Genomic DNA, 24,687 nt, shown 5'->3' on the forward strand with positions numbered 1-24,687 from the left:
CACGCACTTCCGTGACTCACCGCTTATGAGCGCGCTCGTTCTGTCACCCTGACGGGAGGCGCATCCGGCGCCGCTGGGGAACCGCTCGGGAGTTGCTCAATGAGGATGACAACTACGGCCGGACGGAACGACATCGCAGGGGCCGCCGCCCGCTCCCTGCGTGCCACGCTGCCCGGGGACCCGCGGGCCGCGGCGGCCGCGCGGCAGTTCGTCCGGGCCGCCTTCGCCGACTGGCGCGCGCGGGGCCTGCCCGGCGCCGACCGCCTCACCGAGCGGCTGGCGGACGAAACGGTGCTGCTGGTCAGCGAGTTGGTGACCAACGCGGTGGTGCACGCGGGCACCACCGTCGAGCTCCTCTGCCGGCTCGACCCCGCCGAGGAGTCGCTGCCGCACCCCGACGACCTCCCGGACGCCGCCCCCGAGGAACCGCCCCGCCCCGGCCTGGTCGTCGAGGTCTCCGACCGGCACCCCACCCAGCCCGTACGGGCCCGCGAGGACACCGGCGCCCCCGAAGGCGGCGGCCACGGGCTCCGGTTGATCAGCGCGGTCGCCGAAGCCTGGGGCGTCACCTACCGGCGGGCGATGAAGACGGTGTGGTTCCGCCTGCCGGTCGGCGGCCCCGACGCGAGCTGGCCGGAACCCGACACCGTCGACGATGCCTGCGACGCCTACGCCACCGCGGACGCCCACGGCGGCCAGGCGTTCCGGCGCGCCCTGCGGACCTCCGAACTCCTCGCCCCGGTGCCGCGCCGCCCCGCCCCGCCCGAGGACCGGCCGGACCCCGGCCGCGGGGGCGTCGACAGCGGTGCGCTCTCCTTCCTCGCGGAGGCGTCCGACCTGCTCTCCGGGCAGCTCGACGCCGACCAGGTCGCCTCGCTGGCCGCCCAGTTGATCGTCCCGCGGCTCGCCGACTGGTGCGCGGTGTGGCTGCACGACGGCGACGGCGGCGCCCCCGGCCGCGGCCTCACCGAGGACGGCGAGGCGCCGCGGCTCGCCCGTGTCTGGCACATGTACGAGGGCCGGATCGACGCGCTGCGCACCGCATTGGAGAAGGAGCCGCCCGGCCTGAGGACCGACGCCGCCGGCAACCGGCCGGTGCCGGTGCCCTGGCCGTGGCCGGACGGGCCGGTCGGCGACGGGGAGTTCGACGGCGCGGCGCTGGCCTGCCCGCTGGTCACCGGCGGCCGGCGGCTGGGCACCGTACTGCTTGGCCGGGCCGGACTGCGGCGGTTCCCCGGTGGGGCGGTGGCGCTGATCGAGGACCTGTGCCGCCGGGCCGCCCGCGCGGTCGCCACCGCCCGCGCCTACAGCCGCCAGGAACGCATCAGCCGGGTCCTCCAGCGCCGGCTGCTGCCGCAGGGGCGGGCCCGGGTCCCCGGGGTGGCGTCGGCGGTGGTCTACGAGCCGCGGGAGGGCGCCTGGGCCGGCGGGGACTTCTGGGACCTCTTCGAGGCCGGCGACGGCCGCTGGTGCTTCGCCCTCGGCGACGTCTGCGGCAGCGGCCCGGAGGCGGCCGCGGTCACCGGACTCGCCCGCCCCGTGCTGCGGCTGCTGGCCCGCGACGGCTTCGGCGTCTCCGAGGTCCTCGACCGGCTCAACAAGACCATGGCCAGGGAAGCCTCGGACTCCGTCGCGGCGGTCGCGGCGGCGGTGGCGGCGGCCGGCGCGGGCGCGGAGTCCCCCGTGGAGATCCGCGAGGAGGGCGAACAGGCCCGCTTCCTCTCGCTCCTCTATGGCGAGATCGTCCCGTACGGCGGCGGCACCGGCGGCGCCCGCTGCACCCTGGCCAGCGCCGGCCACCCGCTCCCGTTGGTGCTCGGCACCGACGGGGCGGTCCGGGTCGTGGCGGCGCCGCAGATGCTGCTGGGCGTCGTCGAGGAGGCGGTCTACGTCAGCGAGTCCTTCGACCTGCGCCCCGGGGAGACCCTGCTGTGCGTCACCGACGGGGTGACCGAGCGGCGCTGCGGCCGGCGGCTCTTCGACGACGAGGACGGCCTGGCCGGCGCGCTCGCCGCGACCGCCGGCCGCAGCGCCGAGGCCATCGCCGAACACATCCGCCGCACCGTCCACGCCTTCGGGCCGACCCCGCCCGACGACGACCTGGCCTTGATGGTGCTCCAGGCGGCGGGCGGGGGTGGGCGCCCGTAGGGGGCGGTCGAACGGGTCCCGTAGGGGGTGCGAGGGCCCCCTGCGGGGCCACAACCGGGCGGGCGGGGGAGGTATTCCGGACCCCGAACCGGAACCCTCCGGCATGACGGACAATGGACCCCATGCCTTCCGCACTGCCAGATGGTGAGCCGATGCCCGAGGACGGGGCGCTGCCCCGCCATGCGCTGACCGGCGCCGCCGAGCGCCCCCTCGGCTTCTATCTGCACGTGCCGTACTGCGCCACCCGCTGCGGCTACTGCGACTTCAACACCTACACCGCGAGCGAACTGCGCGGCCGCGGCGGCGCCCTGGCCTCCCGCGACAACTACGCCGACACCCTCGTCGAGGAGGTCCGGCTGGCCCGCAAGGTACTGGGCGACGACCCCCGTCCCGTACAGACGGTCTTCGTCGGCGGCGGCACCCCGACCCTGCTGCCCGCCGCCGACCTCGGCCGGATGCTGGCCGCGCTGCGCGACGAGTTCGGCCTGGCGCCCGACGCCGAGATCACCACCGAGGCCAATCCGGAGTCCGTCGATCCGCGCTACCTCGCCGAGCTGCGCGCGGGCGGCTTCAACCGCGTCTCCTTCGGCATGCAGAGCGCCCGCCAGCACGTCCTGAAGATCCTCGACCGCACGCACACCGCGGGCCGCCCCGAAGCCTGCGTCGCCGAGGCCCGCGCGGCCGGCTTCGCGCACGTCAACCTCGATCTGATCTACGGCACCCCCGGGGAGTCCGACGACGACTGGCGCGCCTCCCTGGACGCCGCCACCGCCGCCGGCCCGGACCACATCTCCGCCTACGCCCTGATCGTCGAGGAGGGCACCCAACTCGCCCGCCGGATCCGCCGCGGCGAGGTCCCGATGACCGACGACGACGTGCACGCCGACCGCTACCTGATCGCCGAGGAGCGCCTGACCGCCGCCGGCTTCTCCTGGTACGAGGTCTCCAACTGGGCCACCACCGAGGCCGCCCGCTGCCGCCACAACGAGCTGTACTGGACCGGCGCCGACTGGTGGGGCGCCGGACCCGGCGCGCACAGCCACGTCGGCGGCGTCCGCTGGTGGAACGTCAAGCACCCCGCCGCCTACGCCCAGGCCCTCGCCGAGGGCCGCTCACCGGGCGCCGGCCGCGAGGTGCTGGCCGACGAGGACCGCCGCGTCGAGCGGATCCTCCTGGAGCTCCGGCTCGCCGCCGGCTGCCCGCTGGACCTCCTCGCCCCCGCGGGCGCCCGCGCCGCCGCCCGCGCGCTGGCCGACGGCCTCCTGGCGCCCGGCCCGTACGAGGCCGGGCGGGCGGTGCTGACGCTCCGCGGCCGGCTCCTCGCGGACGCGGTCGTCCGCGACCTGGTGGACTGACACCCCGGTCGCCCCGCTCGCTCTCGAACCCCGTGCCCCGTCCCCCAACGCCCCCAAGGCGCCGGGGACTTCACCACGGCTCAGGGCGTTGACGCGTCGAGGGCCAAGGCGTCACCCCCCGACTCCTCGATTCGATCAGTGCGTCAACGGGCGGGACGACCGGCCCGACGCCGAGTCGATCTCGTCGTGGGCCTTGGTCAGCAGTTGCATCGCCAGGTCGTTGAGGGCCCTGGCCCCCGCGACCTCCTCGCCGACCCGGGGCTGGTTCCCGTCGGCGGGATGGCGGCTGGCATAACCATGGGACCGCACCTCGGTCCCGTCCGGCAGCCGTACCATCGCGGCGGCCCGGGTGCGGTGGACGTCCTCCTCGAATTCCATCTCGACATGCCATCCGACAGCGGTCTTCAACATGGCGGTCACCTCCGGCATCGCTGCTACCAGAGTGCGCTCGCCACCGCCCCCGCGCACGACGTGCACCGGGGCGGCGCCCTGCCCTCCCTAGGGCGCCGGCCGCCGGCACGGAGCCCTCCGCGCCGTCACGCGCCCTCCGGCGCCGTCACGAAGTCGATCAGCTCCTCCACCCGACCCAGCAGCGCCGGCTCCAGGTCCTTGTACGACCGCACCCGGGACAGGATCCGCTGCCAGGCCGCGCCGGTGTTCTCCGGCCAGCCCAGCGCCCGGCACACCCCGGTCTTCCAGTCCTGGCCCCGAGGGACCTGCGGCCACCCCGCGATGCCGACCGACGACGGCTTCACCGCCTGCCACACGTCGATGTACGGGTGGCCGACGACCAGCACGTTCCCGTCCGTCACCGACGCCGCGATCCGGGACTCCTTGGAGCCGGGGACCAGGTGGTCCACCAGGACGCCGAGGCGGGCGTCCGGGCCGGGGGAGAACGCCGCCACGATGGCCGGGAGGTCGTCGATGCCCTCCAGGTACTCCACCACGACGCCCTCGATCCGTAGGTCGTCGCCCCAGACGCGCTCCACCAACTCGGCGTCGTGCCGGCCCTCCACGTAGATGCGGCCGGCGCGGGCGACCCGGGCGCGGGCCCCGGGGACCGCGAGGGAACCGGAGGCGGTGCGCGCCGGCCCGCTCGCCGCCGGGCGGGCCGGCGGCCGGACGAGGGTGACGGTCCGGCCCTCCAGGAGGAAGCCGCGCGGCGCCATCGGGAACACCCGCTGCTTGCCGAAGCGGTCCTCCAGGGTCACCGTCGTGCCCTCGGCGGTCTTCTCGCACCGGATGACCGCGCCGCAGTAGCCCGTGGCCACCTCCTCCACGACCAGCCCGGGATCGGCCGGCACCTCGGGCACCGGCTTCGGCTTCTTCCAGGGGGGAGTGAGGTCGGGGCTGTAGTGCCTGCTGTGCATGGGGGTTGGTTCCCTACGGGTCGGGGATCGGACGGTCGGTCGGGTGGGGAGGAGCGGCGCCACGGGCGGTGGGCCGGTGTGCACACCGGGAAGAGTGCGAGGTCAACGGCGGTCGTGGCGGGGCGAGTTGGCGGTTCCGAAGCGAGCGGCCAGGGCGTCCCGTTGCGCGCGGACGAAGGCCGCGTCCACCACCGCGCCGTGCCCCGGCACGTAGTGGGCGTCCTCGCCGCCCAGCGTCAGCAGCCGGTCGAGCGCGGCGGGCCACCGCCCGGGCACCGCGTCCGGACCCGCCTGGGGCTCGCCGGACTCCTCCACCAGATCGCCGCAGAAGACGACGTCCCGTTCACCGGGCCGGCCGGGTACCAGGACGGCCAGGTCGTGGGCGGTGTGACCGGGGCCGACGGCGGCCAACAGCACCTCCCGGTCGCCGAGGTCGAGGGTCGTTCGGTCGTCCACCTGGTGGCGCGGGACGACCAGGTGGTCCGCGGCCTCGGCGGCGGCCTGCGGGGCCACGCCGTGCCGGACCGCGTCCTGCCGCAGCGCCTCCCCGCCGTCCCGGAGCAGCCCGGCCACCCCCGCCGCGCCGTACACCTCGACGCCGGCGAAGGCCGCGGTGCCCAGTACGTGGTCGAAGTGCGGGTGGGTGAGCGCGACATGCGTCACATCGCGGCCCAGCACCCCGCGGACCGTGCGGCGCAGCTCCGCCCCGGCGGCGAGGGTCGGACCGGTGTCGACGAGCAACACCCCGCCGGCGCCGGCGATCATGCCGATCGTCTCGTCCCAGCCGGGCATCCGGCGCCGGACGACGCCGGTGCCGAGCCGCTCCCAGCCGGCCTCTTCCCAAGTGGTGCGCATGGCAGGACGCTAGCGCCCCCGCGATAGCGTTGCCCCGCACCCGGTGGAAACCCGGCGGAAAGCCGGCGGGCACGAGCACCTCGTGGGGCGCACCGCGATGCGCCTGTGGCGCGGGCCCGGAGCGCCAACGAGCCGTCGTATAAGGGATTTCCAAGGGATCGCTCAGGGAACTCTCCGGGGCGGCCCCGGGTCGGATCAGGCGGTGGTGGGTAAGCCCTCAGTGCGCCCGCCCTTGCTGTATCCGCTCCGCCCGGCCGTACACTGGCTGCGGGTCTGGCACTCGGGCCAGGTGAGTGCCAGTGAAGAGACGACCGGCGGGACGGCCGACTGGAGGTGGCGGAAATGCTCAGTGAACGCAGGCTCGAAGTGCTGCGCGCCATCGTCCAGGACTACGTAGGGACGGAGGAGCCGGTCGGCTCCAAGGCCCTCACCGAGCGCCACAAGCTGGGCGTCTCCCCGGCCACCGTCCGCAATGACATGGCGGCCCTGGAGGACGAGGGCTTCATCGCCCAGCCGCACACCAGCGCCGGCCGGATCCCGACCGACAAGGGCTACCGCCTCTTCGTCGACAAGATGGCCGGCGTCAAGCCGCTGTCCGTCCCCGAGCGGCGGGCGATCCAGAATTTCCTGGACGGCGCCGTCGACCTCGACGACGTGGTGGGCCGCACCGTGCGGCTGCTGGCGCAGCTCACCCGACAGGTCGCGGTGGTGCAGTACCCGTCCCTGACGCGGTCCACCGTCCGGCACGTCGAGCTGCTGGCGCTGGCCCCGGCCCGGCTGATGCTGGTGTTGATCACCGACACCGGCCGCGTCGAGCAGCGGCTCATCGACTGCCAGACGCCGTTCGGCGAGACGTCCCTGGCGGACCTGCGCGCCCGGCTCAACAGCCGGATCGTCGGCCGCCGTTTCACCGACGTCCCGCAGCTCGTGCAGGATCTCCCGGAATCCTTCGAACAGGACGACCGGGCCACCGTATCGACAGTACTGTCGGTGTTGCTGGAGACTTTGGTGGAGGAGACCGAAGAGCGGTTGATGATCGGCGGCACCGCCAATCTGACGCGCTTCGGGCATGATTTCCCCCTGACCATCCGGCCGGTGCTGGAAGCCCTTGAGGAGCACGTGGTGCTGCTCAAGCTGCTCGGGGAGGCCAACGACTCGGGCATGACCGTACGCATCGGGCATGAGAATGCTCACGAGGGCCTGACGTCCACCTCGGTCGTCACCGTCGGATACGGTTCGGGCGACGAGGCCGTCGCGAAATTGGGCGTGGTCGGACCGACCCGCATGGACTACCCCGGAACGATGGGAGCGGTACGCGCAGTGGCACGTTACGTCGGACAGATCCTCGCGGAGTCGTAAGTGGCCACGGATTACTACTCGGTCCTCGGCGTCAGCCGTGACGCCTCGCAGGACCAGATCAAGAAGGCTTTCCGGCGGCTGGCGCGCGAGCTCCACCCGGATGTGAACCCGGATCCCAAGACCCAGGAGCGGTTCAAGGAGATCAACGCCGCCTACGAGGTCCTGTCGGATCCGCAGAAGAAGCAGGTCTACGACCTCGGTGGCGACCCCCTCTCGCAGGCCGGCGGCGCCGGTGGCGCGGGCGGCTTCGGCGCGGGCTTCGGGAACTTCTCCGACATCATGGACGCGTTCTTCGGCACGGCCTCGCAGCGCGGCCCGCGCTCGCGGACCCGCCGCGGCCAGGACGCGATGATCCGCCTCGAAATCGAGTTGAGCGAGGCCGCGTTCGGCACCACCAAGGACATCCAGGTCGACACCGCCGTCGTCTGCACCACGTGCAGCGGCGAGGGCGCCGCGCCGGGCACCTCGGCGCAGACCTGTGACATGTGCCGCGGCCGCGGCGAGGTCTCGCAGGTCACCCGGTCCTTCCTGGGCCAGGTCATGACGTCCCGACCCTGCCCCCAGTGCCAGGGCTTCGGCACGGTCGTCCCGACCCCGTGCCCGGAGTGCGCGGGCGACGGCCGGATCCGCTCCCGCCGCACCCTCACGGTCAAGATCCCGGCCGGTGTCGACAACGGCACCCGGATCCAGTTGGCCGGCGAGGGCGAGGTCGGCCCCGGCGGCGGCCCCGCCGGCGACCTCTACGTCGAGATCCACGAGCTGCCTCACCCGGTGTTCCAGCGCCGCGGCGACGACCTGCACTGCACGGTCACCATCCCGATGACCGCGGCGGCGCTGGGCACCAAGTGCCCCCTGGAGACGCTCGACGGCATGGAGGATGTCGACGTCCGGCCCGGCACCCAGTCCGGCCAGTCGATCCCGCTGCACGGCCGCGGCGTGACCCACCTGCGCGGCAACGGCCGCGGCGATCTGATCGTCCACGTCGAGGTGCAGACCCCGAGCAAGCTGGAGCCCGAGCAGGAGGAACTGCTGCGCCGGCTGGCCAAGCTGCGCGGCGAGGAGCGCCCGCAGGGACAGTTCCAGCCCGGGCAACAGGGGCTGTTCTCGCGGTTGAAGGACGCGTTCAACGGGCGGTAGGCGCACGGGTCGGGGCGGTGGTCAGGGGGTTTCCCGCGGCCGTCGCCCCGGTTCTGGGCAGGGCGAGGGGCGTGACACGATGTGGGCATGCCCACCGCGCTCACCGATCTCTGCCGCCACCCCATCGTGCAGGCCCCGATGGCGGGTGGTGGCTCCGGACCCGAGTTGGCCGCCGCCGTCTGCGAGGCCGGCGGCCTCGGCTTCCTGGCGGCCGGCTACAAGACCGCCGACGGCATGTACCAGGAGATCAAGCAACTGCGCGGGCTGACCGGCCGGCCCTTCGGCGTCAACCTCTTCATGCCGCAACCCCCGTTGGCCGACGCCTCCGCCGTCGCGGTCTACCGCGAGCAACTCGCCGGCGAGGCCACCTGGTACGAGACCGAGCTCGGCGACGCGGACGCCCCCGCCGACGACGGCTACGAGGCCAAGCTGGCGATCCTCCGCGACGACCCGGTGCCGGTGGTCTCCTTCACCTTCGGATGCCCCTCGCGGGCGGTCCTCGACGCGTTCGCCAAGGTCGGTACGTACACCATCGTCACGGTCACCACGGCCGCCGAGGCGCAGGCCGCGCAGTGGTCGGGGGCCGACGCGGTGTGCGTGCAGGGCGTGGAGGCGGGCGGCCACCAGGGCACCCACCGGGACGACCCACACGCCGACGGCACCGGCGCCGGGCTGGGTTTGGTGGCGCTGCTGGCGCAGGTGCGGGAGACGGTGCAGATCCCGGTGATCGCCGCCGGCGGGCTGATGCGCGGCGCCCAGATCGCCGCGGTGCTGGCCGCCGGCGCCACGATGGCGCAGCTGGGCACCGCCTTCCTGATCACCCCCGAGTCCGGCGCCCACCCGCTGCACAAGCAGGCGTTGATCAACCCCCTGTTCACCCATACCGAGTTGACCAGGGCGTTCTCCGGGCGGCCGGCCCGCGGACTGGTGAACCGTTTCCTTCGCGAGCACGGCCCGTACGCCCCGGCCGCCTACCCGGCCGTGCACTACCTCACCTCCCCGGTCCGCAAGGCCGCCGCCAAGGCGGGCGACGCCCAGGGGATGAACCTCTGGGCGGGGCAGGGCCATCGGCTGGCACGGGAGCTACCCGCCGGGCAGTTGGTGGAGGTCCTGATGGCCGAACTCGACGCCGCCCGCGCCGCGTTGGCCAACGGCCGCCTGCCCGAAGCCGGTTGCGGCACGGGCGGAGATGCCGGTTGCGGCACGGGCGGAGGTGCGGCATGACCGCCCCCGTCTTCCTCGTCGACGTCGAGGCGCTCGCCGGTGTACGGGCCGGCGGCACGCTCACCCTGGACGGCCCCGAGGGTCGGCACGCGGTGTCGGTGCGGCGGCTCCGCGTCGGCGAGGAGATCGTCCTGACGGACGGCGCAGGCACCGGCGCCGAGGGCACCGTCGCCGCCGTCGAGGGCAAGGACCGGCTCACCGTCGCCGTCACCGCGCTGCGCACCGAGGAGCCGCCGGCGCCCACCCTCACCGTCGTGCAGGCGCTGCCCAAGGGCGACCGCGGGGAACTGGCCGTGGAGACCATGACGGAGACCGGGGTGGACGCCATCGTGCCGTGGCCCGCGGCCCGTTGCGTCACCCAGTGGAAGGGCGAACGGGCCGCCAAGTCGCTCGCCAAATGGCGGGCCACCGCACGGGAGGCCGGCAAGCAGTCCCGCCGACTGACCTTCCCGCAGGTCACCGACCCGCTGTCGACCAAGAAGGTCGCCGAGCTGCTCGCCGACGCCGACTTCGCCGCCGTCCTCCACGAGGAGGGCAGCAGCCCGCTCGCCACCGCCGAACTCCCCACCCAGGGCTCGATCGTGCTGGTCGTCGGCCCAGAAGGGGGCGTCGCGCCGGAGGAGTTGGCGCTCTTCGCCGAGGCAGGGGCGAAGCCGTATCGGTTGGGGGCGAGCGTGTTGCGGACGTCTACCGCGGGGACGGCGGCAGTGGCGTTGCTGCTGGGGCGCACGGGGCGCTGGGGCTAGGTTCGGCCCCCGTTGTCGCCTTCCCCGCCGTGGGCCTGCGGCCGGCTGGGTCCCACGTTGTCGGCTTTCCCGCCGTCGCCCTGCGGCCGGCTGGTTCCCACGTTGTTGGCTTTCCCGCCGTGGGGGTTGCGGCTCCGCTGCGCGGGGCGGTGCCGCTGCGCGGGGCGGGTGGGGTTGTTGTCCGCTGCGCGGGGCTGTTGGGTGCGGTGACGGGCCTGCGGGGTGGGTGTGCAGGACTGCTTCGCTTTACGTCCTGCACACCCACCCCTCCGGCCCGCCCCCTCCCGTTGGGGGTGGTGAAGGGGGCGGCGGGGGTTGGGCGTTGTGGTGCTCTGGAGGTCAATGCCCAGGCTGGGGGCCCGGGTTGGTCAGGTGAGGAGTTCGGCGGTCAGGGTGATGTTCTTGACGCCTGCCAGGGCCTGGCTGACGGGGCAGTTCTGCTTGGCGTCCTGGGCCGCGGACTGGAAGTCGGGGGCGGAGAGGCCGGGGACGCGGGCCTTGACGGTGAGGGCGATCGCGGTGATGCCCTCGCCGGGCTGGAAGGTGACGTCGGCCTGGGTGTCGAGGCTTTCGACGGTGTGGCCCTTGCCGGCCAGGCCGTGCGAGAGGGCCATCGAGTAGCAGGAGGAGTGGGCCGCCGCGATCAGTTCCTCGGGGCTGGTGACGCCGTTCGGCTGCTCCGCGCGGGCGGGCCAGTTCACGTCGTAGGTGCCGACCTTGGAGGACTCCAGGGCGACGGTGCCCTTGCCCTGGAGGAGGTTGCCTTCCCAATGGGTCTTGGCGGTGCGCGTGGTTGCCATGGTGCATAACTCCCGTTTGTGGGGCCAATGCGGTCTTGAGAGGTCAGCTTAGGGTCAGACCGGTCGCGATCCGCAGGATCGACTCCGGGCCTCCTGGACCGGCCCGCGGGGCCGCCCGGGGTGATCGGCTAGCATCCGGAGGGCGTACGCACGGTGCGTACGGCGCACGCCGCGCGACCCGGGAGGAGCCCACCGGTGGCGGGAAAACCGCAGGCCGACTGCCTGTTCTGCAAGATCGTGGCGGGAGAGGTACCGGCGACGATCGTCCGTGAGACGGAGACCACCGTCGCCTTCCGCGACATCAATCCCCAGGCACCCACGCACGTCCTGGTGATCCCCAAGGCGCACTACCCGGACGCGGCGTCGCTCGCCGGCGCCGAGCCCGAGGTGATCGCCGACATACTGCGCGAGTCACGCGAGGTCGCCGCCGCGGACCAGATCGAGGAGACCGGCTACCGGGTCGTCTTCAACACCGGCGCCGGCGCCGGCCAGACCGTCTTCCACGCGCACCTGCACGTCCTCGGGGGCCGCGGCCTCCAGTGGCCTCCCGGATAACGAGCCATGTCGGTACGCGAACTGGTCGTCCTCGGGACCGCCAGCCAGGTCCCCACCCGGCACCGCAACCACAACGGCTATCTGCTGCGGTGGGACGGCCAGGGGCTGCTCTTCGACCCGGGCGAGGGCACCCAGCGGCAGATGCTGCGGGCCGGCGTCGCCGCCCACGACCTCAACCGGATCTGCATCACCCACTTCCACGGCGACCACTCGCTGGGCCTGGCCGGGGTGATCCAGCGGATCAACCTCGACCGGGTGCCGCACCCGGTGACGGCCCATTACCCGGCCAGCGGCGAGCGGTTCTTCGAGCGGCTGCGGTACGCCACCGCCTACCGCGAGACCGTCAAGATCGCCCAGCGGCCGGTCTCCGCCGACGGTGAACTGGACCGCGACAAGAGCTACGTCCTGACCGCGCGCAAGCTCTCGCACCCGGTCGAGTCGTACGGCTACCGGCTCACCGAGCCGGACGGCCGGCGGATGCTGCCGGAGCGGCTGGCCGCCCACGGCATCGCTGGACCGGACGTCGGACGCCTCCAACGGGACGGCGAACTGGGCGGCGTGACCCTCGACGAGGTCAGCGAGGCGCGGCCCGGCCAGAGCTTCGCCTTCGTCATGGACACCCGGCTGTGCGACGGCGTCCACGCCCTCGCGGACGGCGTGGACATGCTGGTGATCGAGTCCACGTTCCTCGACGAGGACGTCCAACTGGCGAAGGACCACGGACACTTGACGGCCGGCCAGGCGGCGAAGGTGGCCGTCGACGCCGGGGTGCGGCACCTGGTGCTGACGCACTTCTCGCAGCGCTACGCCGATCCCGCGGATTTCGAGCGGCAGGCGCGGGCGGTGGGCTTCGCCGGCGAACTCACCGTCGCCAGGGACCTGTTGCGGATCCCGCTGCCCAAGAGGCGCTGACCCGCGGCCCGTAGAGCGGGACCCCGGCGCCCCTGGGCGAGCGCCGGGGCCGCACGCCTCACGGCAGGTAGTACATCGGGTTCGGCAGCTTGAAGGTGCGCCGCGCGGCGCCGCCCTCCAGGTCGCTGTACTGGTCGCCGAAGTTGGCGACGATGCGGTAGCCGAGGGACTCGATGTGCTTGCGGGTGCCCGACTTGAAGCCGATGGTCGAGCAGGTCGTGCCGCACGGCAGGTAGGACGGCGGGTGCTCCTTGTCCCGCAGGTAGACGTGGGCGCGGTCCAACGGGACGTCGTAGCCAACGTTCTTGAGGTTGCGCACGCTCCAGTCGCGCTGGGCCTCCTTGCGGCCGGTGACGAAGAAGACCTCGGCGCCCTTCTTGTGCGCCCAGGTGACCAGGTCGTTCATGCCGAACACCGCGGCCATGTCGGTGTGTTCGAGGTACTCGTCCTGGGACTTGGGTGTGAAGTTGAAGCCGACCTTCAGCTCGTAGTTGTAGGTCAGCAGCGTGGTGTCGTCCATGTCCAGGACGATCGCCGGCTTGGCCTTCCCGGTGTCCTTCTTGGCCAGCGCGTGCGCCAGGTAGGTGCGCGCCTTGGCCTCGATGCCGCGGACCTGGCGGGCGTAGTTGCTGGTGGGGGAGGCGTAGTGCTCGCCGTCGGCCGTCACCGTGTCGCCGTAGTACGCCTTGATCTTGTCCTCGACCTGCGTGAGGTTGGGGATCTCCTTGTCGGTGCGCGGCACGGAGTGCTCGGCGGTGGCCTGGCCGGCGCCGAACACCGCGGTCCCGGCGACGAGGACGGCGGCCACCGCGCCGCCCAGGCGGACGCGGCGGGAGAGGACGGGACGGGGCATGCGCGGCTCCTTCAGGAATCAGGGTGGTCCCGGGTAGGTGTAACAGAGGCGGTGCGCGACTATCTACGCGCGGAGACTAACGGATTGATAAAGGGTGGGGACCGGGTGTCCGAACCGGGGCTCAACTGGACTGTCCGGTAAGCCCCTTGACGGTATACCGACCCGCTCCTTAGCCTCCATCCCGATCCATGGATGTTGTCTACATATGGAGACGAACGCCGATGGTCGCCCCCCGCCCCGCGGACCTGCTCGTCGCCGAGGTCCGCCTCACCCCGGTCCTGATCGCCGACCCCCCACTTCTCAACACCCAAGGCGTGCACCAGCCGTACACCCCGCGCCTGATCATCGAGGTGGTCACCGAGGGCGGCGCCACCGGCCTGGGCGAGACCTACGGGGACACCGAATACCTCGCCCTGGCCCGCCCGTTGGCCAACGCCCTCGTCGGCCGATCGGTCACGGACCTGAACGGCCTGGCGACGCTCGCCGAACGGACCGGCGCGGACTCCCTCGTAGCAGCCGGCGCGCACGGCGGGAACGGGGGCGCGCAGGGCGTGGACGCCGCCGGGCTGCGCGGCGTCCGCACCGCCGGCAAACTGCGCCGCTCGGTCCGCTCCGGTTTCGAGGTCGCCCTCCTGGACGCCTGGGGGCACGCCGCCGGCCTGCCCGTCCACGCCCTGCTCGGCGGCGCGGTGCGCGACCGCGTCCCCTACAGCGCCTACCTCTTCTACCGCTGGCAACGCCACCCCGAAGGCCCCGGTGAGACGGACGACTGGGGCGCCGCCCTGGACCCGGCCGGCATCGTCGCCCAGGCCCGCCGCTTCGCCGACCGGCACGGCTTCACGTCCTTCAAGCTCAAGGGCGGCGTCTTCGCACCGGAGGAGGAGACCGCCGCGATCCGGGCGCTGGCCGAGGAGTTCCCCGGGCGGCCGCTGCGGCTGGACCCCAACGGCGCCTGGACGGTGCCCACCGCGCTCCAGGTGGCCGACGCCCTCGCGGACGTCCTGGAATACCTGGAGGACCCGGTGAGCGGCACCGGGGCGATGGCCGAGGTCGCCGCCCGTACACCCATCCCGCTCGCCACCAACATGTGCGTCACCACCTTCGAGGAGATACCCGAGGCGGTGGCCCGCGACGCCGTACGGATCGTGCTCTCCGACCACCACTACTGGGGCGGCCTGCACGCCACCCGCGAACTCGCCGCCCTCTGCCGCACGTTCGGCCTCGGGCTGGCCATGCACTCCAACACCCACCTGGGCATCAGCCTCGCCGCCATGACCCACGTGGCGGCCACCGTGCCCAACCTGGACCACGCCTGCGACACCCACTACCCCTGGCAGACCGAGGACGTCCTCGCCGAACGCCCCGTCTTCCGCGACGGCCACCTGGACGTCGGCGACGCCCCCGGCCTCGGCGTCACCCTCGACCGCGACCGGCTCGCCGCCCTGCACCAGCGCTGGCTGGCCGACGACGGCACCCACCGGGACCGCGACGACGCCGCCGCGATGCGCCGCGCCCACCCCGACTGGACCGCCCCGGCCGTGCCCCGTTGGTGAGACGGGCGGGCGGCAACCACCCGTCTCACCAACGGGGCACGCGCCGCGGCCGCGTGCGGTGTGGCACAACCCGGCGGCGGTGCGTCACAGTGGTCCCGTACGTGATCTTTGAAGAGGGGCGGTACCGATGGCACAGGAAGTGCGCGGCGTCGTGGCGCCGGGCAAGAACGAGGCGGTCCGGCTGGAGACGATCCTGGTGCCCGACCCGGGGCCCGGGGAAGCCGTGGTGCAGATCCAGGCGTGCGGGGTGTGCCACACCGACCTGCACTACAAGCAGGGCGGCATCAACGACGACTTCCCGTTCCTGCTCGGCCACGAGGCGTCGGGCATCGTGGAGTCGGTGGGCGAGGGCGTCACCGACGTCGCCCCAGGGGACTTCGTCATCCTCAACTGGCGCGCGGTGTGCGGCTCCTGTAGGGCGTGCCTGCGCGGGCGGCCCCAGTACTGCTTCAACACCCACAACGCCCGCCAGAAGATGACGCTCAAGGACGGTACCGAGCTGTCCCCGGCGCTGGGCATCGGGGCGTTCGCCGACAAGACGCTGGTCGCCGCCGGCCAGTGCACCAAGGTCGACCCGGCGGTCGCGCCGGCCGTCGCGGGGCTGCTGGGCTGCGGCGTGATGGCCGGCATCGGCGCCGCGATCAACACCGGGAACGTCGGTCGCGGCGACTCGGTCGCGGTCATCGGCTGCGGCGGGGTCGGCGACGCGGCGGTGGTCGGGGCCCGGCTGGCCGGCGCGGCGAAGATCATCGCCATCGACATCGACGACCGCAAGCTGGAGACCGCCCGCTCCATGGGCGCCACCCACACCGTCAACTCCCGTGCCGCCGACCCCGTCGAGGCGGTCCGGGAGCTCACCGGCGGCTTCGGCGCCGACGTCGTCATCGACGCGGTCGGCCGCCCGGAGACCTACCGGCAGGCGTTCTACGCCCGCGACCTGGCCGGGACCGTCGTCCTGGTGGGCGTCCCCACCCCCGAGATGACCCTGGAACTCCCCCTCCTGGACGTCTTCGGCCGCGGCGGCGCCCTGAAGTCCTCCTGGTACGGCGACTGCCTGCCGTCCCGGGACTTCCCGATGCTGATCGACCTCCACCAGCAGGGCCGGATCGACCTCGGCGCGTTCGTCACCGAGACCATCGCCATCGACGAGGTGGAGCGGGCCTTCGACCGGATGCACGCCGGCGACGTGCTGCGTTCGGTGGTGGTGCTGTGATGACCGCCCGCATCGACCACCTCGTCACCTCCGGGACGTTCTCCCTCGACGGCGGCACCTGGGACGTCGACAACAACGTGTGGATCGTCGGCGACGGCTCCGAGGCCGTCGTCATCGACGCCGCCCACGACGCCGACGCCATCCTCCGGGCCCTCGACGGACGCACCCTGCGCGCGATCATCTGCACCCACGCGCACAACGACCACATCGACGCGGCCCCGGCGCTCGCCGCCCGCACGGGCGCGCGGATCCTGCTGCACCCCGACGACCTGCCGCTGTGGAAGCAGACCCACCCGGACACCGCCCCCGACGGGGACCTGTCGGACGGTCAGGTGCTCACCATCGCCGGCACCGACCTGACAGTGCTGCACACCCCCGGCCACGCGCCCGGCGCGGTCTGCCTCCACGCCCCCGACCTGAAGGCCGTGTTCACCGGGGACACCCTCTTCCAGGGCGGCCCCGGTGCCACCGGCCGCTCCTTCTCGGACTTCCCGACGATCATCGACTCGATCCGCGACCGGCTGCTGACCCTTCCCCCGGACACCGCCGTCCACACCGGCCACGGCGACTCGACGACCATCGGCACGGAGGCCCCACACCTGGAGGAATGGGTGGCGCGGGGGCATTAGGGGCGAGGGAGCGCTTCCCTGAGGGGGCGTGCGAACGCATCCCGTAGGGGGCACATGAACCCCCTGCGGGGCCTCAACGCTCAGGAGGCACCGGGTATTTCCGCGGCGCCGGAGACAAGCCGACGGCGTAGGGCACGCCCGAGGGCCACGCCCCCTCGGGCCCTCGCGTAGACCCTGTTTGTTGGGTCCTCACGTAGACCCTGTGCAGGCCGTCGCGCCTTCCCTGAGGGGGCGTGCGAACGGATCCCGTAGGGGATGCATGAGCCCCCTGCGGGGCCTCAACGCACCGAAGCCGCAAGGTATTCCGCGGACGCGCCCCCATGGGGGTCCCTTGGGGGACTCCCCCTCGGGGCTGGGCGAACGCATCCCGTAAGGGGTGCGCGGGCCCCCTGCGGAGCCTCAACGTACGGGAGGCGCAGGGTATTTCAGAGGTTGCCAGAGGGGGAGCCAGAGGAAATCGGAGAGGACCAAAGGAGATCGGGAGGGGGCAGAGGAGGCCGGAGAGGATCAGGCAGGACCGGAGCGGACCAGATCGGATCAAAGGGGAGAGAAGCGGACAGGGGGCAGCGGACAGGGGGCAGGGGGGTCAAAGAGGACGAGAGGAAATCGCAGCGGACCGGAGCGGACCGGAGCGGATCAGCGAGGAGCCAGAGGAAATCGCAGTGGCCCGGAGCGGATCGGAGACGCGAGCGTGCTTCAAGCGCCGGTGGCGGTTCGTTGGAGGATGCGGGCGGCCACCGTTGCGGAGTCGACCAACGGGTGGAGGGCCAGGGCCCGTAGGGCGGCGTCGCGGTCCTTGAAGAGGGCGGCGTCGACCGTGGCGCGCTCGACCGCCTTGAGTTGGAGCATCAGCCCCAACTGGTCCTCGCGCAGCGGCGCGCAGGGCAGCGGTCGGGCCCCCTTGGCGGTCACCTCGCAGACCGTCTCCACGATCGCGTCCGACGGCAGTTGCGGCACCGTCGTCCCGTTGCGGACGTTGAGGATCAGCCGCCGCCCGGAGTCGCCCGCGATGGCGTGCATCAGGGCCAGCGCGACCCGGTCGTAGCCACCGCCCTCCAGGTCCGCGCTGTCCCGCTGCCAGCCGCCGGTGGCCTCCCGACTGTGCGCCATGTACGTCTCCTCGCGCTCCAACCGGGTCCGCTCCCACAGCTCGTACACCGCGTCCGGGGAACCGGCCGTCGCGGCCCGTTCGAAGAAGCCGCCCTGCTGCCGGTCCAGGAACTCCCCGCGGGTCTGCGCGGTGTCCCGTACGGAGTGCAGGGTCTCCCGGCGGAAGTAGTAGTAGTGCAGGTACTCGTTGGGCAGGGCGCCGAGGACGCGGAGCCAGTCGGGGCCGAAGAGCCGGCCCTCCTCGAAGGAGCCCAGGGCCGCCTCGTCGGTCAACAGGCCGGGCAGCACATCGGTGCCGTCCAGGGTCAACGAGCGTAGCCAGCCGAGGTGGTTGAGGCCGACGTAGTCGTAACCGGAGCGGATCGGGTCCTCCAGGGCCGCCGGGTCCGCGCCGGCCGCGCGGGCCGCCCGGCGCACCAGCCCCACGGGGGAGTCGCAGATCCCGATGACCCGGTCGCCCAGTACCTGAGCCATCGCCTCGGTCACCATCCCGGCGGGATTGGTGAAGTTGATGACCCACGCCCCCGGAGCGAGCGCCGCGACCCGTTCGGCGATGTGCAGCGCCACCGGGATCGTCCGCAGCCCGTAGAGGACGCCGCCCGCGCCGACCGTCTCCTGGCCCAACACGCCCTCGGACAGCGGGATTCGCTCGTCCCGGATGCGGCCCGCGGTGCCGCCGACCCGGATGGCGGAGAAGACGAAGTCGGCGCCCGTCAGCGCCGCGTCGAGTGATTCCGCCACCCGTACGGGTACCGCTTCGGTACGGCCCCGCGACAGCCGGGCCAGCACGTCGGAGATCACCGCGACCCGTCGCGGATCGGTGTCGTACAGCGTCAACTCGGAGACGGAGCGTGTCGGATCGTCGAGCAGCGCGCGGTACACGAGCGGGACCCGGAAGCCGCCACCGCCGAGAATGGAGAGCCTCATGGGGCGGAACGTACCGCAGCATCAGGCACACTGGCGGCACGAGTTGCGTAGGAGAGGGGCGAGCGCGGTGAACAGTGGCCGACGCGATGTACAACCGCCCGCGGGACCGGCCGCCGCGCCGCCCGGGCTCGATCCGCTGGCCGGGGTGCGCCGCGAGGGCGATCCGCCCACCGACGTCTACCTCACCGGCACCGTCTTCCTCGACATCATCTTCACCGGCCTGGACACCGCCCCGGTCCGCGGCACCGAATCCTGGGCCCGCGGCATGGGATCGAGCCCCGGGGGCGTCGCCAACATGGCCACCGCGCTGGCCCGGCTGGGGCTGCGCACCTCCCTGGCCGCCGCGTTCGGCGACGACATGTACGGCGAGTACTGCTGGGAGCTGCTGGAGCAGGGCGAGGGCATCGACCTGTCGCTCTCCCGCCGGGTCCCCGGCTGGCACTCCCCGGTCACCGTCTCGATGGCCTACGAGGGCGAGCGCACCATGGTCTCGCACGGCCACCAGGCCCCGCCGCCGGACTTCGTCTTCGACGGCCGGCACGCGCCCGGCTGCCCGCCGCCGTCCCGGGCCTGCGTCGCCTCGCTCGTGCCCGGCCGCCGGGAGGGCTGGCTGGGCTGCGCGGCCGGCCGCGGCAGCCGGCTCTTCGCCGACGTGGGCTGGGACGACTCCGGCCGCTGGGACCCGGCCGACCTCGCCGACCTGGAACACTGCGAGGCGTTCCTGCCCAACGCCGAGGAGGCGATGCGCTACACCCGCACCGACTGCCCGCGCACCGCCGCCCACAAGCTGGCCGAGCGGGTCCCGCTCGCCGTGGTCACCCTCGGCTCCGAGGGCGCCTACGCGGTGGACTCCCGCAGCGGCGAGACCGCCGAGGTGCCCGCCATCGTCGTGGAGGCGCTGGACCCGACCGGCGCCGGGGACGTCTTCGTCGCCGGCTTCGTCACCGGCACCCTCGCCGCGTGGCCGCTGGCGGACCGGCTGGCCTTCGCCGGGCTGAGCGCCGCCCTGTCGGTGCAGGAGTTCGGCGGCTCGCTCTCCGCGCCCGGATGGGCCGAGATCGCCGCCTGGTGGCGCCGGGTCCGGGCCTGCGACACCGCGGTCGGCGCCGGGCTGCGCCGCCAGTACGGGTTCCTGGACGCGGTGCTGCCGGCCCCCGGCACGGCCGTCGGCGCCCCCGGCGGGACCGACGCCGCGCGCCCCGCAGGACCGCCCCCGCTGGCCCGCGCGGTCCCCACGATCGGCTTCCGCCGGCCGGCCTGAACGACGCCGCGGTGGGCGTTGCGCCCGTACGGAACGTACCCGCGCCATCGCCCACTGCGACGGGCGCGCTCGACGCCCCCGCACCCGGCGTCGCCCCGGAAGCGCCGCCTGGCGGGCGGGACTTGAGGGGCCTTCCCCGGGCGGACGGCCTCGCGCCCGGGGCCGAAACGCCCCCGCGCCCCCACCTGCCGGAAAAGCCGGCCGGCGTGTCAGTGGCCCGTCGTACTCTGGTAACGCAAGGAGCCAGTGCGGACGCCTTCCTTGAGGGGCCGCACCTGTGATGAGCAAAGGATGGGGGTTGAGCAGGCCACCCGGCCTACCCATGACGCAGACACCCACACGAGCGCAGGCGAGCGCCCAGTTCACGGTCCCGGCCAAGCACCCGATGGTGACGGTCCTCGGATCCGGCGACGCGCTCCTGCGTGTGATCGAGGACGCCTTCCCCGCCACCGACATCCACGTCCGCGGCAACGAGATCAGCGCCGTCGGCGACGCCCGGGAAGTCGCCCTCGTGCAGCGCCTTTTCGACGAGATGATGCTGGTGCTCCGCACCGGACAACCGATGACGGAGGACGCAGTGGAACGCTCCATCGCCATGCTGCGCGCGGCGGAGAACGGCGACGGAGCCAGCGAGACCCCGGCAGAGGTGCTCACTCAGAACATCCTCTCCAACCGCGGCCGCACCATCCGCCCCAAGACGCTCAACCAGAAGCGCTATGTCGACGCCATCGACAAGCACACCATCGTCTTCGGGATCGGCCCGGCCGGCACCGGCAAGACGTACCTCGCCATGGCCAAGGCCGTGCAGGCCCTCCAGGCCAAGCAGGTCAACCGGATCATCCTGACCCGCCCCGCGGTCGAGGCCGGCGAGCGCCTGGGCTTCCTGCCCGGCACGCTCTACGAGAAGATCGACCCCTACCTCCGCCCGCTCTACGACGCCCTGCACGACATGCTCGACCCCGACTCCATCCCGCGCCTGATGGCGGCCGGGACGATCGAGGTGGCGCCGCTGGCGTACATGCGCGGCCGGACCCTCAACGACGCCTTCATCATTCTCGACGAGGCGCAGAACACCAATCCCGAGCAGATGAAGATGTTCCTCACCCGGCTCGGGTTCGACTCGAAGATAGTCATCACCGGCGATGTGACCCAGATCGACCTGCCGGGCGGCACGAAGAGCGGTCTGCGCCAGGTCCGGGAGATCCTGACCGACGTCGACGACGTGCATTTCTCCGAGCTCACCAGCAAGGACGTGGTCCGGCACAAGCTGGTCGGCCGTATTGTCGACGCCTACGAGAAGTACGACAGCCGCAACGGCAAATAGCCCGCGCCGCGCGATTCAAAAGAAGCGAGACCCACTTCCCCATGTCGATCGACGTCAACAACGAGTCCGGCACGGACATCGACGAGCAGGCGATCCTCGACGTCGCCCGCTATGCCCTGGCCCGGATGCGGATCCACCCGCTCTCCGAGCTGTCGGTCATCGTCGTGGACGCCGAGGCCATGGAGCAGCTCCACCTCCAGTGGATGGACCTGCCCGGCCCGACGGATGTCATGTCCTTCCCGATGGACGAACTGCGGCCGCCGGCCAAGGACGAGGAGGAGCCCCCGCAGGGGCTCCTCGGTGACATCGTGCTCTGCCCGGAGGTCGCCGTGCAGCAGGGCGCGGCGGCCCCGACGGCACACAGCATGGACGAGGAGCTCCAACTGCTGACCGTGCACGGCGTGCTGCACCTGCTCGGCTACGACCACGAGGAGCCGGACGAGAAGGTCGAGATGTTCGGCCTGCAGGCCGCGATCATCGACGGCTGGCGGGCGGAGCGCGGGATGACCGGCCCCTCGCCGGCCCCGACCGTCACCTGACGGGGCCCGCCATGACCACCCTGATCGCCGTCGCGGTACTCCTCGTCGTCGTCGCCTGGCTCGCCGCCTGCGCGGAGGCCGGGCTGACCCGGACGACCAGCTTCCGCGCCGAGGAGGCGGTCCGCTCCGGCCGGCGCGGCAGCGCCAAGCTGGCCGCGGTCGCCGCCGACCCCACCCGCTACCTCAACCTCGCGCTGCTGGTGCGGGTCGGCTGCGAGGTGGCCGCCGGCGCCCTGGTCACCTACGCCTGCCTGCGCGCGTTCGACACGACGTGGGAGGCGCTGACCGTCGCCATCGCGGTGATGCTGCTGGTGTCCTACGTCGCCGTCGGCGTCTCCCCGCGCACCATCGGCCGCCAACACCCCCTCAACACCGCCACCGCCGCGGCGTACGTGCTGCTGCCGCTGGCCCGGGTGATGGGCCCGGTGCCGCAACTGCTGATCCTGCTCGGCAACGCCCTCACCCCCGGCAAGGGCTTCCGCAAGGGCCCGTTCGCCTCCGAGGCCGAACTGCGGTCGCTGGTGGACCTCGCCGAGAAGGAGTCGCTGATCGAGGACGAGGAGCGCCGGATGGTGCACTCCGTCTTCCAACTCGGCGACACCCTCGTCCGGGAGGTGATGGTGCCGCGCACCGACCTCATCTCCGTCGAGCGCTTCAAGACCATCCGCCAGGCGCTCACCCTCGCCCTGCGCTCCGGCTTCTCCCGCATCCCGGTGACCGGGGAGAACGAGGACGACATCGTCGGCATCGTCTACCTCAAGGACCTCGCCCGCAAGGTGCACATCAGCCGGGAAGCGGAGACCGAGTTGGTGTCCACCGCGATGCGCCCGGCGGTGTTCGTCCCGGACACCAAGAACGCCGGCGACCTGCTGCGCGAGATGCAGCGGGACCGCAACCACGTCGCGGTGGTGATCGACGAGTACGGCGGCACCGCCGGCATCGTGACCATCGAGGACATCCTGGAGGAGATCGTCGGCGAGATCACCGACGAGTACGACCGCGAACTGCCGCCCGTGCAGGACCTGGGCGCCGGCCGGTACCGCGTCACCGCCCGGCTGGACATCGGTGCGCTGGGCGAGCTGTACGGGCTGGCGGAGCTGGACGACGAGGACGTGGAGACCGTCGGCGGGCTGCTGGCGAAGCTGTTGGGTCGGGTCCCGATCGCCGGGGCGACCGTCGAGGTCGACCTCTCCGACGACGGCTCGGACCCGGACCTGAAGGCGCTGCGGCTGATCGCCGAGTCGCCGGCCGGCCGCCGCAACAAGATCGTCACGGTGCTCTGCGAGCCGGTCCGCGCGGCGGCTGCGGAGGGTGACGGCGTCGGTCGCTGACTGCCCGCCCACCCACCTCGCGCCCGCGGCCGAAAGGCCGCGGGCGCCCGCAATTCCGGGCCGCTCGGCCCCACACCACAACTGATCGGCAGTGCACCGGAAATATCCTCAAAGCCATGTCCGGGAGCGCTGGATTCCCTCGCTGAGCCCGTGGAAGGATCTTCGAGTCGGCGCCGGTCGCGAGCCGCCTGGCGGCGGGCGGTGACGACGGAAGGGCGACCCGCGCGTCTGATGCGCGAGCGCCGCCGGCGAGGCGGATCCGGAAACGACGTTGGCTGAAGAGCCGGGTGCCCCGGTACAGGGGAGCGGGGCAAGCGGTGCTTCAGCCAACGGACGTTGTCGGCTTTCCCGCCGTGGGGGTTGCTGTTTGCGCCTTGCGGCGCGGGCTGAGTTGGTCCGCTGCCGGTCCGCTGCGCGGGGCTGTTGGGGTGCGGTGACGGACCTCCGGGGTGGGTGTGCAGGACTGCTTCGCTTTACGTCCTGCACACCCACCCCTCCGGCCCGTCCCCTCCCGTTGGAGGGTGGTGAAAGATGGTGGGTGCCACGTCCTGCCGGTGGGTCAACTCGGGCCGTTGGGTTGAGTGGTGACCGTCAGAAGACGTGTGAGCCTGCGTGGTGACTGTACGGGGACGCTTGAGCCTGCGTGGTGACTGTAAGAGGACGGGTGGCCCTGGCAACTGGGTGGTGACCGTCAGAGGACCACAGTGGCCGGCCCCAACTCACCTTCTTCCCACCCCTCAACGGGAGGGGACGGGCCGGAGGGGGGGGTGTGCCAGACGTAAAGCGAAGCAGTCTGGCATGCCGCCCCCGGAGGCCCGTCACCGCAACCCGACAGCCCCGCGCAGCGGACCAGACAACCCCACCCGCCCCGCGTAGCGGACCAGACAACTCAAGCCGCCCCGCGCAGCGGACCGGCAGCGGACCGGCACCGTCCCGCGCCGTTGGCGTAATCAACGGCGAGCAACCCCCGCGGCGGGACGGCCAACAACGTGGGAAGCCCGCCAAGCGCAGCGAATACGCTGGGGCGCATGACCGACTCCGCACCGCTGGATCCCGAAGACCGCAAGATCATCACGCTCGCGCGTTCGGCGCGGGCCCGCAACGGCGTCCCGGAGGGCGCCGCCGTCCGCGACGAGACCGGCCGCACCTACGTCGCGGGCACCGTCGCGCTGGACTCCCTCAAGCTCAGCGCGCTCCAGACGGCCGTCGCGATGGCCGTCGCCAGCGGCGCCACGTCCCTGGAGGCCGCGGCCGTGGTCACCGACGCCGAGCAGGCCGCCGACGCCGACCGGGCGGCCGTCCGCGACCTCGGCGGCCCGGACACCCCGGTCCTGGTGGCCGCCCCTGACGGCACCCTGCGCGCCAGCACCGCGGCCGGTCCGTCGGTCTGACCGTCCCCGGGCGGGGCGCCGTACCGACGCGCCCCGCCCCGGCTCCCCCGTCGGACGGAGCGGCGGATGGTCGGAGCGACCGCGGGGATCGGGGA

22 protein-coding genes are annotated in these 24,687 nt (G+C 72.9%); 16 read left to right on the plus strand and 6 right to left on the minus strand.

Going from position 1 to position 24,687, the window contains the following annotated elements; all coding sequences use genetic code 11:
• Window positions 1-105 precede the first annotated feature (105 nt).
• Together PV796_RS25740 and hemW are read left to right on the plus strand one after the other, a co-directional pair.
• Window positions 106-2,148 carry a SpoIIE family protein phosphatase gene (locus PV796_RS25740; protein ID WP_274919245.1) on the plus strand — a complete coding sequence of 681 codons (2,043 nt, stop codon included), beginning with the start codon at window positions 106-108 and terminating at the stop codon, window positions 2,146-2,148.
• A 122-nt stretch (window positions 2,149-2,270) separates the two neighbouring features.
• Window positions 2,271-3,503 carry a radical SAM family heme chaperone HemW gene (gene hemW / locus PV796_RS25745; protein ID WP_274915756.1) on the plus strand — a complete coding sequence of 411 codons (1,233 nt, stop codon included), beginning with the start codon at window positions 2,271-2,273 and terminating at the stop codon, window positions 3,501-3,503.
• A gap of 135 nt (window positions 3,504-3,638) precedes the next feature.
• On the opposite strand, the gene PV796_RS25750 is transcribed toward hemW, so the two are convergent.
• The 3 genes from PV796_RS25750 to PV796_RS25760 form a co-directional block, all read right to left on the minus strand.
• On the minus strand, window positions 3,639-3,914 hold the full coding sequence (locus PV796_RS25750) for a DUF1876 domain-containing protein (RefSeq protein ID WP_274915757.1): 276 nt from the start codon (window positions 3,912-3,914) through the stop codon (window positions 3,639-3,641).
• 125 nt (window positions 3,915-4,039) lie between these two features.
• Complete coding sequence (locus PV796_RS25755; protein WP_274915758.1) at window positions 4,040-4,873, minus strand: DUF3097 domain-containing protein; 834 nt, start codon at window positions 4,871-4,873, stop codon at window positions 4,040-4,042.
• A gap of 102 nt (window positions 4,874-4,975) precedes the next feature.
• Complete coding sequence (locus tag PV796_RS25760; RefSeq protein WP_274915759.1) at window positions 4,976-5,728, minus strand: MBL fold metallo-hydrolase; 753 nt, start codon at window positions 5,726-5,728, stop codon at window positions 4,976-4,978.
• A gap of 342 nt (window positions 5,729-6,070) precedes the next feature.
• Here PV796_RS25760 and hrcA point away from each other — a divergent pair, with 342 nt between their 5' ends.
• The 4 genes from hrcA to PV796_RS25780 all read left to right on the plus strand — a co-directional run bounded on the left by hrcA (window position 6,071) and on the right by PV796_RS25780 (window position 10,194).
• Window positions 6,071-7,087, plus strand: a complete 1,017-nt coding sequence (gene hrcA / locus PV796_RS25765) for a heat-inducible transcriptional repressor HrcA (protein ID WP_274915760.1) — start codon at window positions 6,071-6,073, stop codon at window positions 7,085-7,087.
• Complete coding sequence (gene dnaJ, locus PV796_RS25770) at window positions 7,088-8,224, plus strand: molecular chaperone DnaJ (protein WP_274915761.1); 1,137 nt, start codon at window positions 7,088-7,090, stop codon at window positions 8,222-8,224.
• A gap of 87 nt (window positions 8,225-8,311) precedes the next feature.
• On the plus strand, window positions 8,312-9,448 hold the full coding sequence (locus PV796_RS25775) for a nitronate monooxygenase (RefSeq protein ID WP_274915762.1): 1,137 nt from the start codon (window positions 8,312-8,314) through the stop codon (window positions 9,446-9,448).
• The gene (locus PV796_RS25780; protein ID WP_274915763.1) at window positions 9,445-10,194 is read left to right on the plus strand and encodes a 16S rRNA (uracil(1498)-N(3))-methyltransferase; all 750 of its coding nucleotides are present in this window, start codon (window positions 9,445-9,447) and stop codon (window positions 10,192-10,194) included. Before PV796_RS25775 ends, PV796_RS25780 begins: the two co-directional genes overlap by 4 nt.
• Window positions 10,195-10,562: 368 nt before the next feature.
• On the opposite strand, the gene PV796_RS25785 is transcribed toward PV796_RS25780, so the two are convergent.
• Complete coding sequence (locus tag PV796_RS25785; protein WP_274915764.1) at window positions 10,563-10,994, minus strand: OsmC family protein; 432 nt, start codon at window positions 10,992-10,994, stop codon at window positions 10,563-10,565.
• Between the two features lie 195 nt (window positions 10,995-11,189).
• Here PV796_RS25785 and PV796_RS25790 point away from each other — a divergent pair, with 195 nt between their 5' ends.
• Both PV796_RS25790 and PV796_RS25795 read left to right on the plus strand, forming a co-directional pair.
• Window positions 11,190-11,549 carry a histidine triad nucleotide-binding protein gene (locus PV796_RS25790; protein WP_274915765.1) on the plus strand — a complete coding sequence of 120 codons (360 nt, stop codon included), beginning with the start codon at window positions 11,190-11,192 and terminating at the stop codon, window positions 11,547-11,549.
• A gap of 6 nt (window positions 11,550-11,555) precedes the next feature.
• Entirely contained in the window at window positions 11,556-12,461 is a 906-nt protein-coding gene (locus PV796_RS25795; protein WP_274915766.1) for a ribonuclease Z, read from the plus strand.
• Between the two features lie 58 nt (window positions 12,462-12,519).
• On the opposite strand, the gene PV796_RS25800 is transcribed toward PV796_RS25795, so the two are convergent.
• On the minus strand, window positions 12,520-13,314 hold the full coding sequence (locus PV796_RS25800; protein ID WP_274915767.1) for an HAD family acid phosphatase: 795 nt from the start codon (window positions 13,312-13,314) through the stop codon (window positions 12,520-12,522).
• Window positions 13,315-13,535: 221 nt separating this feature from the next.
• Here PV796_RS25800 and PV796_RS25805 point away from each other — a divergent pair, with 221 nt between their 5' ends.
• From PV796_RS25805 to PV796_RS25815, 3 genes are all read left to right on the plus strand, one after another.
• Window positions 13,536-14,867: an enolase C-terminal domain-like protein gene (locus PV796_RS25805; protein ID WP_274915768.1), complete on the plus strand. Its 1,332-nt coding sequence runs from the start codon at window positions 13,536-13,538 to the stop codon at window positions 14,865-14,867.
• A 127-nt stretch (window positions 14,868-14,994) separates the two neighbouring features.
• Window positions 14,995-16,080: an S-(hydroxymethyl)mycothiol dehydrogenase gene (locus PV796_RS25810; RefSeq protein ID WP_274915769.1), complete on the plus strand. Its 1,086-nt coding sequence runs from the start codon at window positions 14,995-14,997 to the stop codon at window positions 16,078-16,080.
• Window positions 16,080-16,709 (plus strand): MBL fold metallo-hydrolase, encoded by a 630-nt coding sequence (locus PV796_RS25815; RefSeq protein ID WP_274915770.1) that lies wholly within the window; start codon window positions 16,080-16,082, stop codon window positions 16,707-16,709. Before PV796_RS25810 ends, PV796_RS25815 begins: the two co-directional genes overlap by 1 nt.
• 696 nt (window positions 16,710-17,405) lie before the next feature.
• Here PV796_RS25815 and PV796_RS25820 read toward each other — a convergent pair.
• Window positions 17,406-18,746, minus strand: coding sequence for a 6-phospho-beta-glucosidase (locus PV796_RS25820; protein ID WP_274915771.1), 1,341 nt, complete (start codon window positions 18,744-18,746; stop codon window positions 17,406-17,408).
• A gap of 67 nt (window positions 18,747-18,813) precedes the next feature.
• On the opposite strand from PV796_RS25820, the gene PV796_RS25825 reads away from it, so the two are divergent.
• The 5 genes from PV796_RS25825 to PV796_RS25845 all read left to right on the plus strand — a co-directional run bounded on the left by PV796_RS25825 (window position 18,814) and on the right by PV796_RS25845 (window position 24,592).
• Window positions 18,814-20,007 (plus strand): carbohydrate kinase family protein, encoded by a 1,194-nt coding sequence (locus tag PV796_RS25825; protein ID WP_274915772.1) that lies wholly within the window; start codon window positions 18,814-18,816, stop codon window positions 20,005-20,007.
• 322 nt (window positions 20,008-20,329) lie between these two features.
• Complete coding sequence (locus tag PV796_RS25830) at window positions 20,330-21,331, plus strand: PhoH family protein (protein ID WP_274915773.1); 1,002 nt, start codon at window positions 20,330-20,332, stop codon at window positions 21,329-21,331.
• Window positions 21,332-21,372: 41 nt separating this feature from the next.
• Window positions 21,373-21,870, plus strand: a complete 498-nt coding sequence (gene ybeY, locus PV796_RS25835; protein WP_274915774.1) for an rRNA maturation RNase YbeY — start codon at window positions 21,373-21,375, stop codon at window positions 21,868-21,870.
• Window positions 21,871-21,881: 11 nt separating this feature from the next.
• Complete coding sequence (locus PV796_RS25840; RefSeq protein ID WP_274915775.1) at window positions 21,882-23,201, plus strand: hemolysin family protein; 1,320 nt, start codon at window positions 21,882-21,884, stop codon at window positions 23,199-23,201.
• Window positions 23,202-24,229: 1,028 nt separating this feature from the next.
• Window positions 24,230-24,592 (plus strand): cytidine deaminase, encoded by a 363-nt coding sequence (locus PV796_RS25845; protein ID WP_274915776.1) that lies wholly within the window; start codon window positions 24,230-24,232, stop codon window positions 24,590-24,592.
• Window positions 24,593-24,687 lie beyond the last annotated feature (95 nt).

The sequence above is a fragment of the Streptomyces sp. WZ-12 genome (genome assembly GCF_028898845.1).
Lineage (GTDB): Bacteria > Actinomycetota > Actinomycetes > Streptomycetales > Streptomycetaceae > Streptomyces.

Excerpts from the sequence above, each read along its gene's own strand:
- PV796_RS25740 (WP_274919245.1), top strand. The coding sequence starts at position 106 with ATGACAACTACGGCCGGACGGAACGACATCGCAGGGGCCGCCGCCCGC.
- hemW (WP_274915756.1), top strand. The coding sequence starts at position 2,271 with ATGCCTTCCGCACTGCCAGATGGTGAGCCGATGCCCGAGGACGGGGCG.
- PV796_RS25750 (WP_274915757.1), bottom strand. The coding sequence starts at position 3,914 with ATGTTGAAGACCGCTGTCGGATGGCATGTCGAGATGGAATTCGAGGAG.
- PV796_RS25755 (WP_274915758.1), bottom strand. The coding sequence starts at position 4,873 with ATGCACAGCAGGCACTACAGCCCCGACCTCACTCCCCCCTGGAAGAAG.
- PV796_RS25760 (WP_274915759.1), bottom strand. The coding sequence starts at position 5,728 with ATGCGCACCACTTGGGAAGAGGCCGGCTGGGAGCGGCTCGGCACCGGC.
- hrcA (WP_274915760.1), top strand. The coding sequence starts at position 6,071 with ATGCTCAGTGAACGCAGGCTCGAAGTGCTGCGCGCCATCGTCCAGGAC.
- PV796_RS25775 (WP_274915762.1), top strand. The coding sequence starts at position 8,312 with ATGCCCACCGCGCTCACCGATCTCTGCCGCCACCCCATCGTGCAGGCC.
- PV796_RS25780 (WP_274915763.1), top strand. The coding sequence starts at position 9,445 with ATGACCGCCCCCGTCTTCCTCGTCGACGTCGAGGCGCTCGCCGGTGTA.
- PV796_RS25785 (WP_274915764.1), bottom strand. The coding sequence starts at position 10,994 with ATGGCAACCACGCGCACCGCCAAGACCCATTGGGAAGGCAACCTCCTC.
- PV796_RS25795 (WP_274915766.1), top strand. The coding sequence starts at position 11,556 with ATGTCGGTACGCGAACTGGTCGTCCTCGGGACCGCCAGCCAGGTCCCC.
- PV796_RS25800 (WP_274915767.1), bottom strand. The coding sequence starts at position 13,314 with ATGCCCCGTCCCGTCCTCTCCCGCCGCGTCCGCCTGGGCGGCGCGGTG.
- PV796_RS25805 (WP_274915768.1), top strand. The coding sequence starts at position 13,536 with ATGGTCGCCCCCCGCCCCGCGGACCTGCTCGTCGCCGAGGTCCGCCTC.
- PV796_RS25810 (WP_274915769.1), top strand. The coding sequence starts at position 14,995 with ATGGCACAGGAAGTGCGCGGCGTCGTGGCGCCGGGCAAGAACGAGGCG.
- PV796_RS25815 (WP_274915770.1), top strand. The coding sequence starts at position 16,080 with ATGACCGCCCGCATCGACCACCTCGTCACCTCCGGGACGTTCTCCCTC.
- PV796_RS25820 (WP_274915771.1), bottom strand. The coding sequence starts at position 18,746 with ATGAGGCTCTCCATTCTCGGCGGTGGCGGCTTCCGGGTCCCGCTCGTG.
- PV796_RS25830 (WP_274915773.1), top strand. The coding sequence starts at position 20,330 with ATGACGCAGACACCCACACGAGCGCAGGCGAGCGCCCAGTTCACGGTC.
- ybeY (WP_274915774.1), top strand. The coding sequence starts at position 21,373 with ATGTCGATCGACGTCAACAACGAGTCCGGCACGGACATCGACGAGCAG.
- PV796_RS25840 (WP_274915775.1), top strand. The coding sequence starts at position 21,882 with ATGACCACCCTGATCGCCGTCGCGGTACTCCTCGTCGTCGTCGCCTGG.
- PV796_RS25845 (WP_274915776.1), top strand. The coding sequence starts at position 24,230 with ATGACCGACTCCGCACCGCTGGATCCCGAAGACCGCAAGATCATCACG.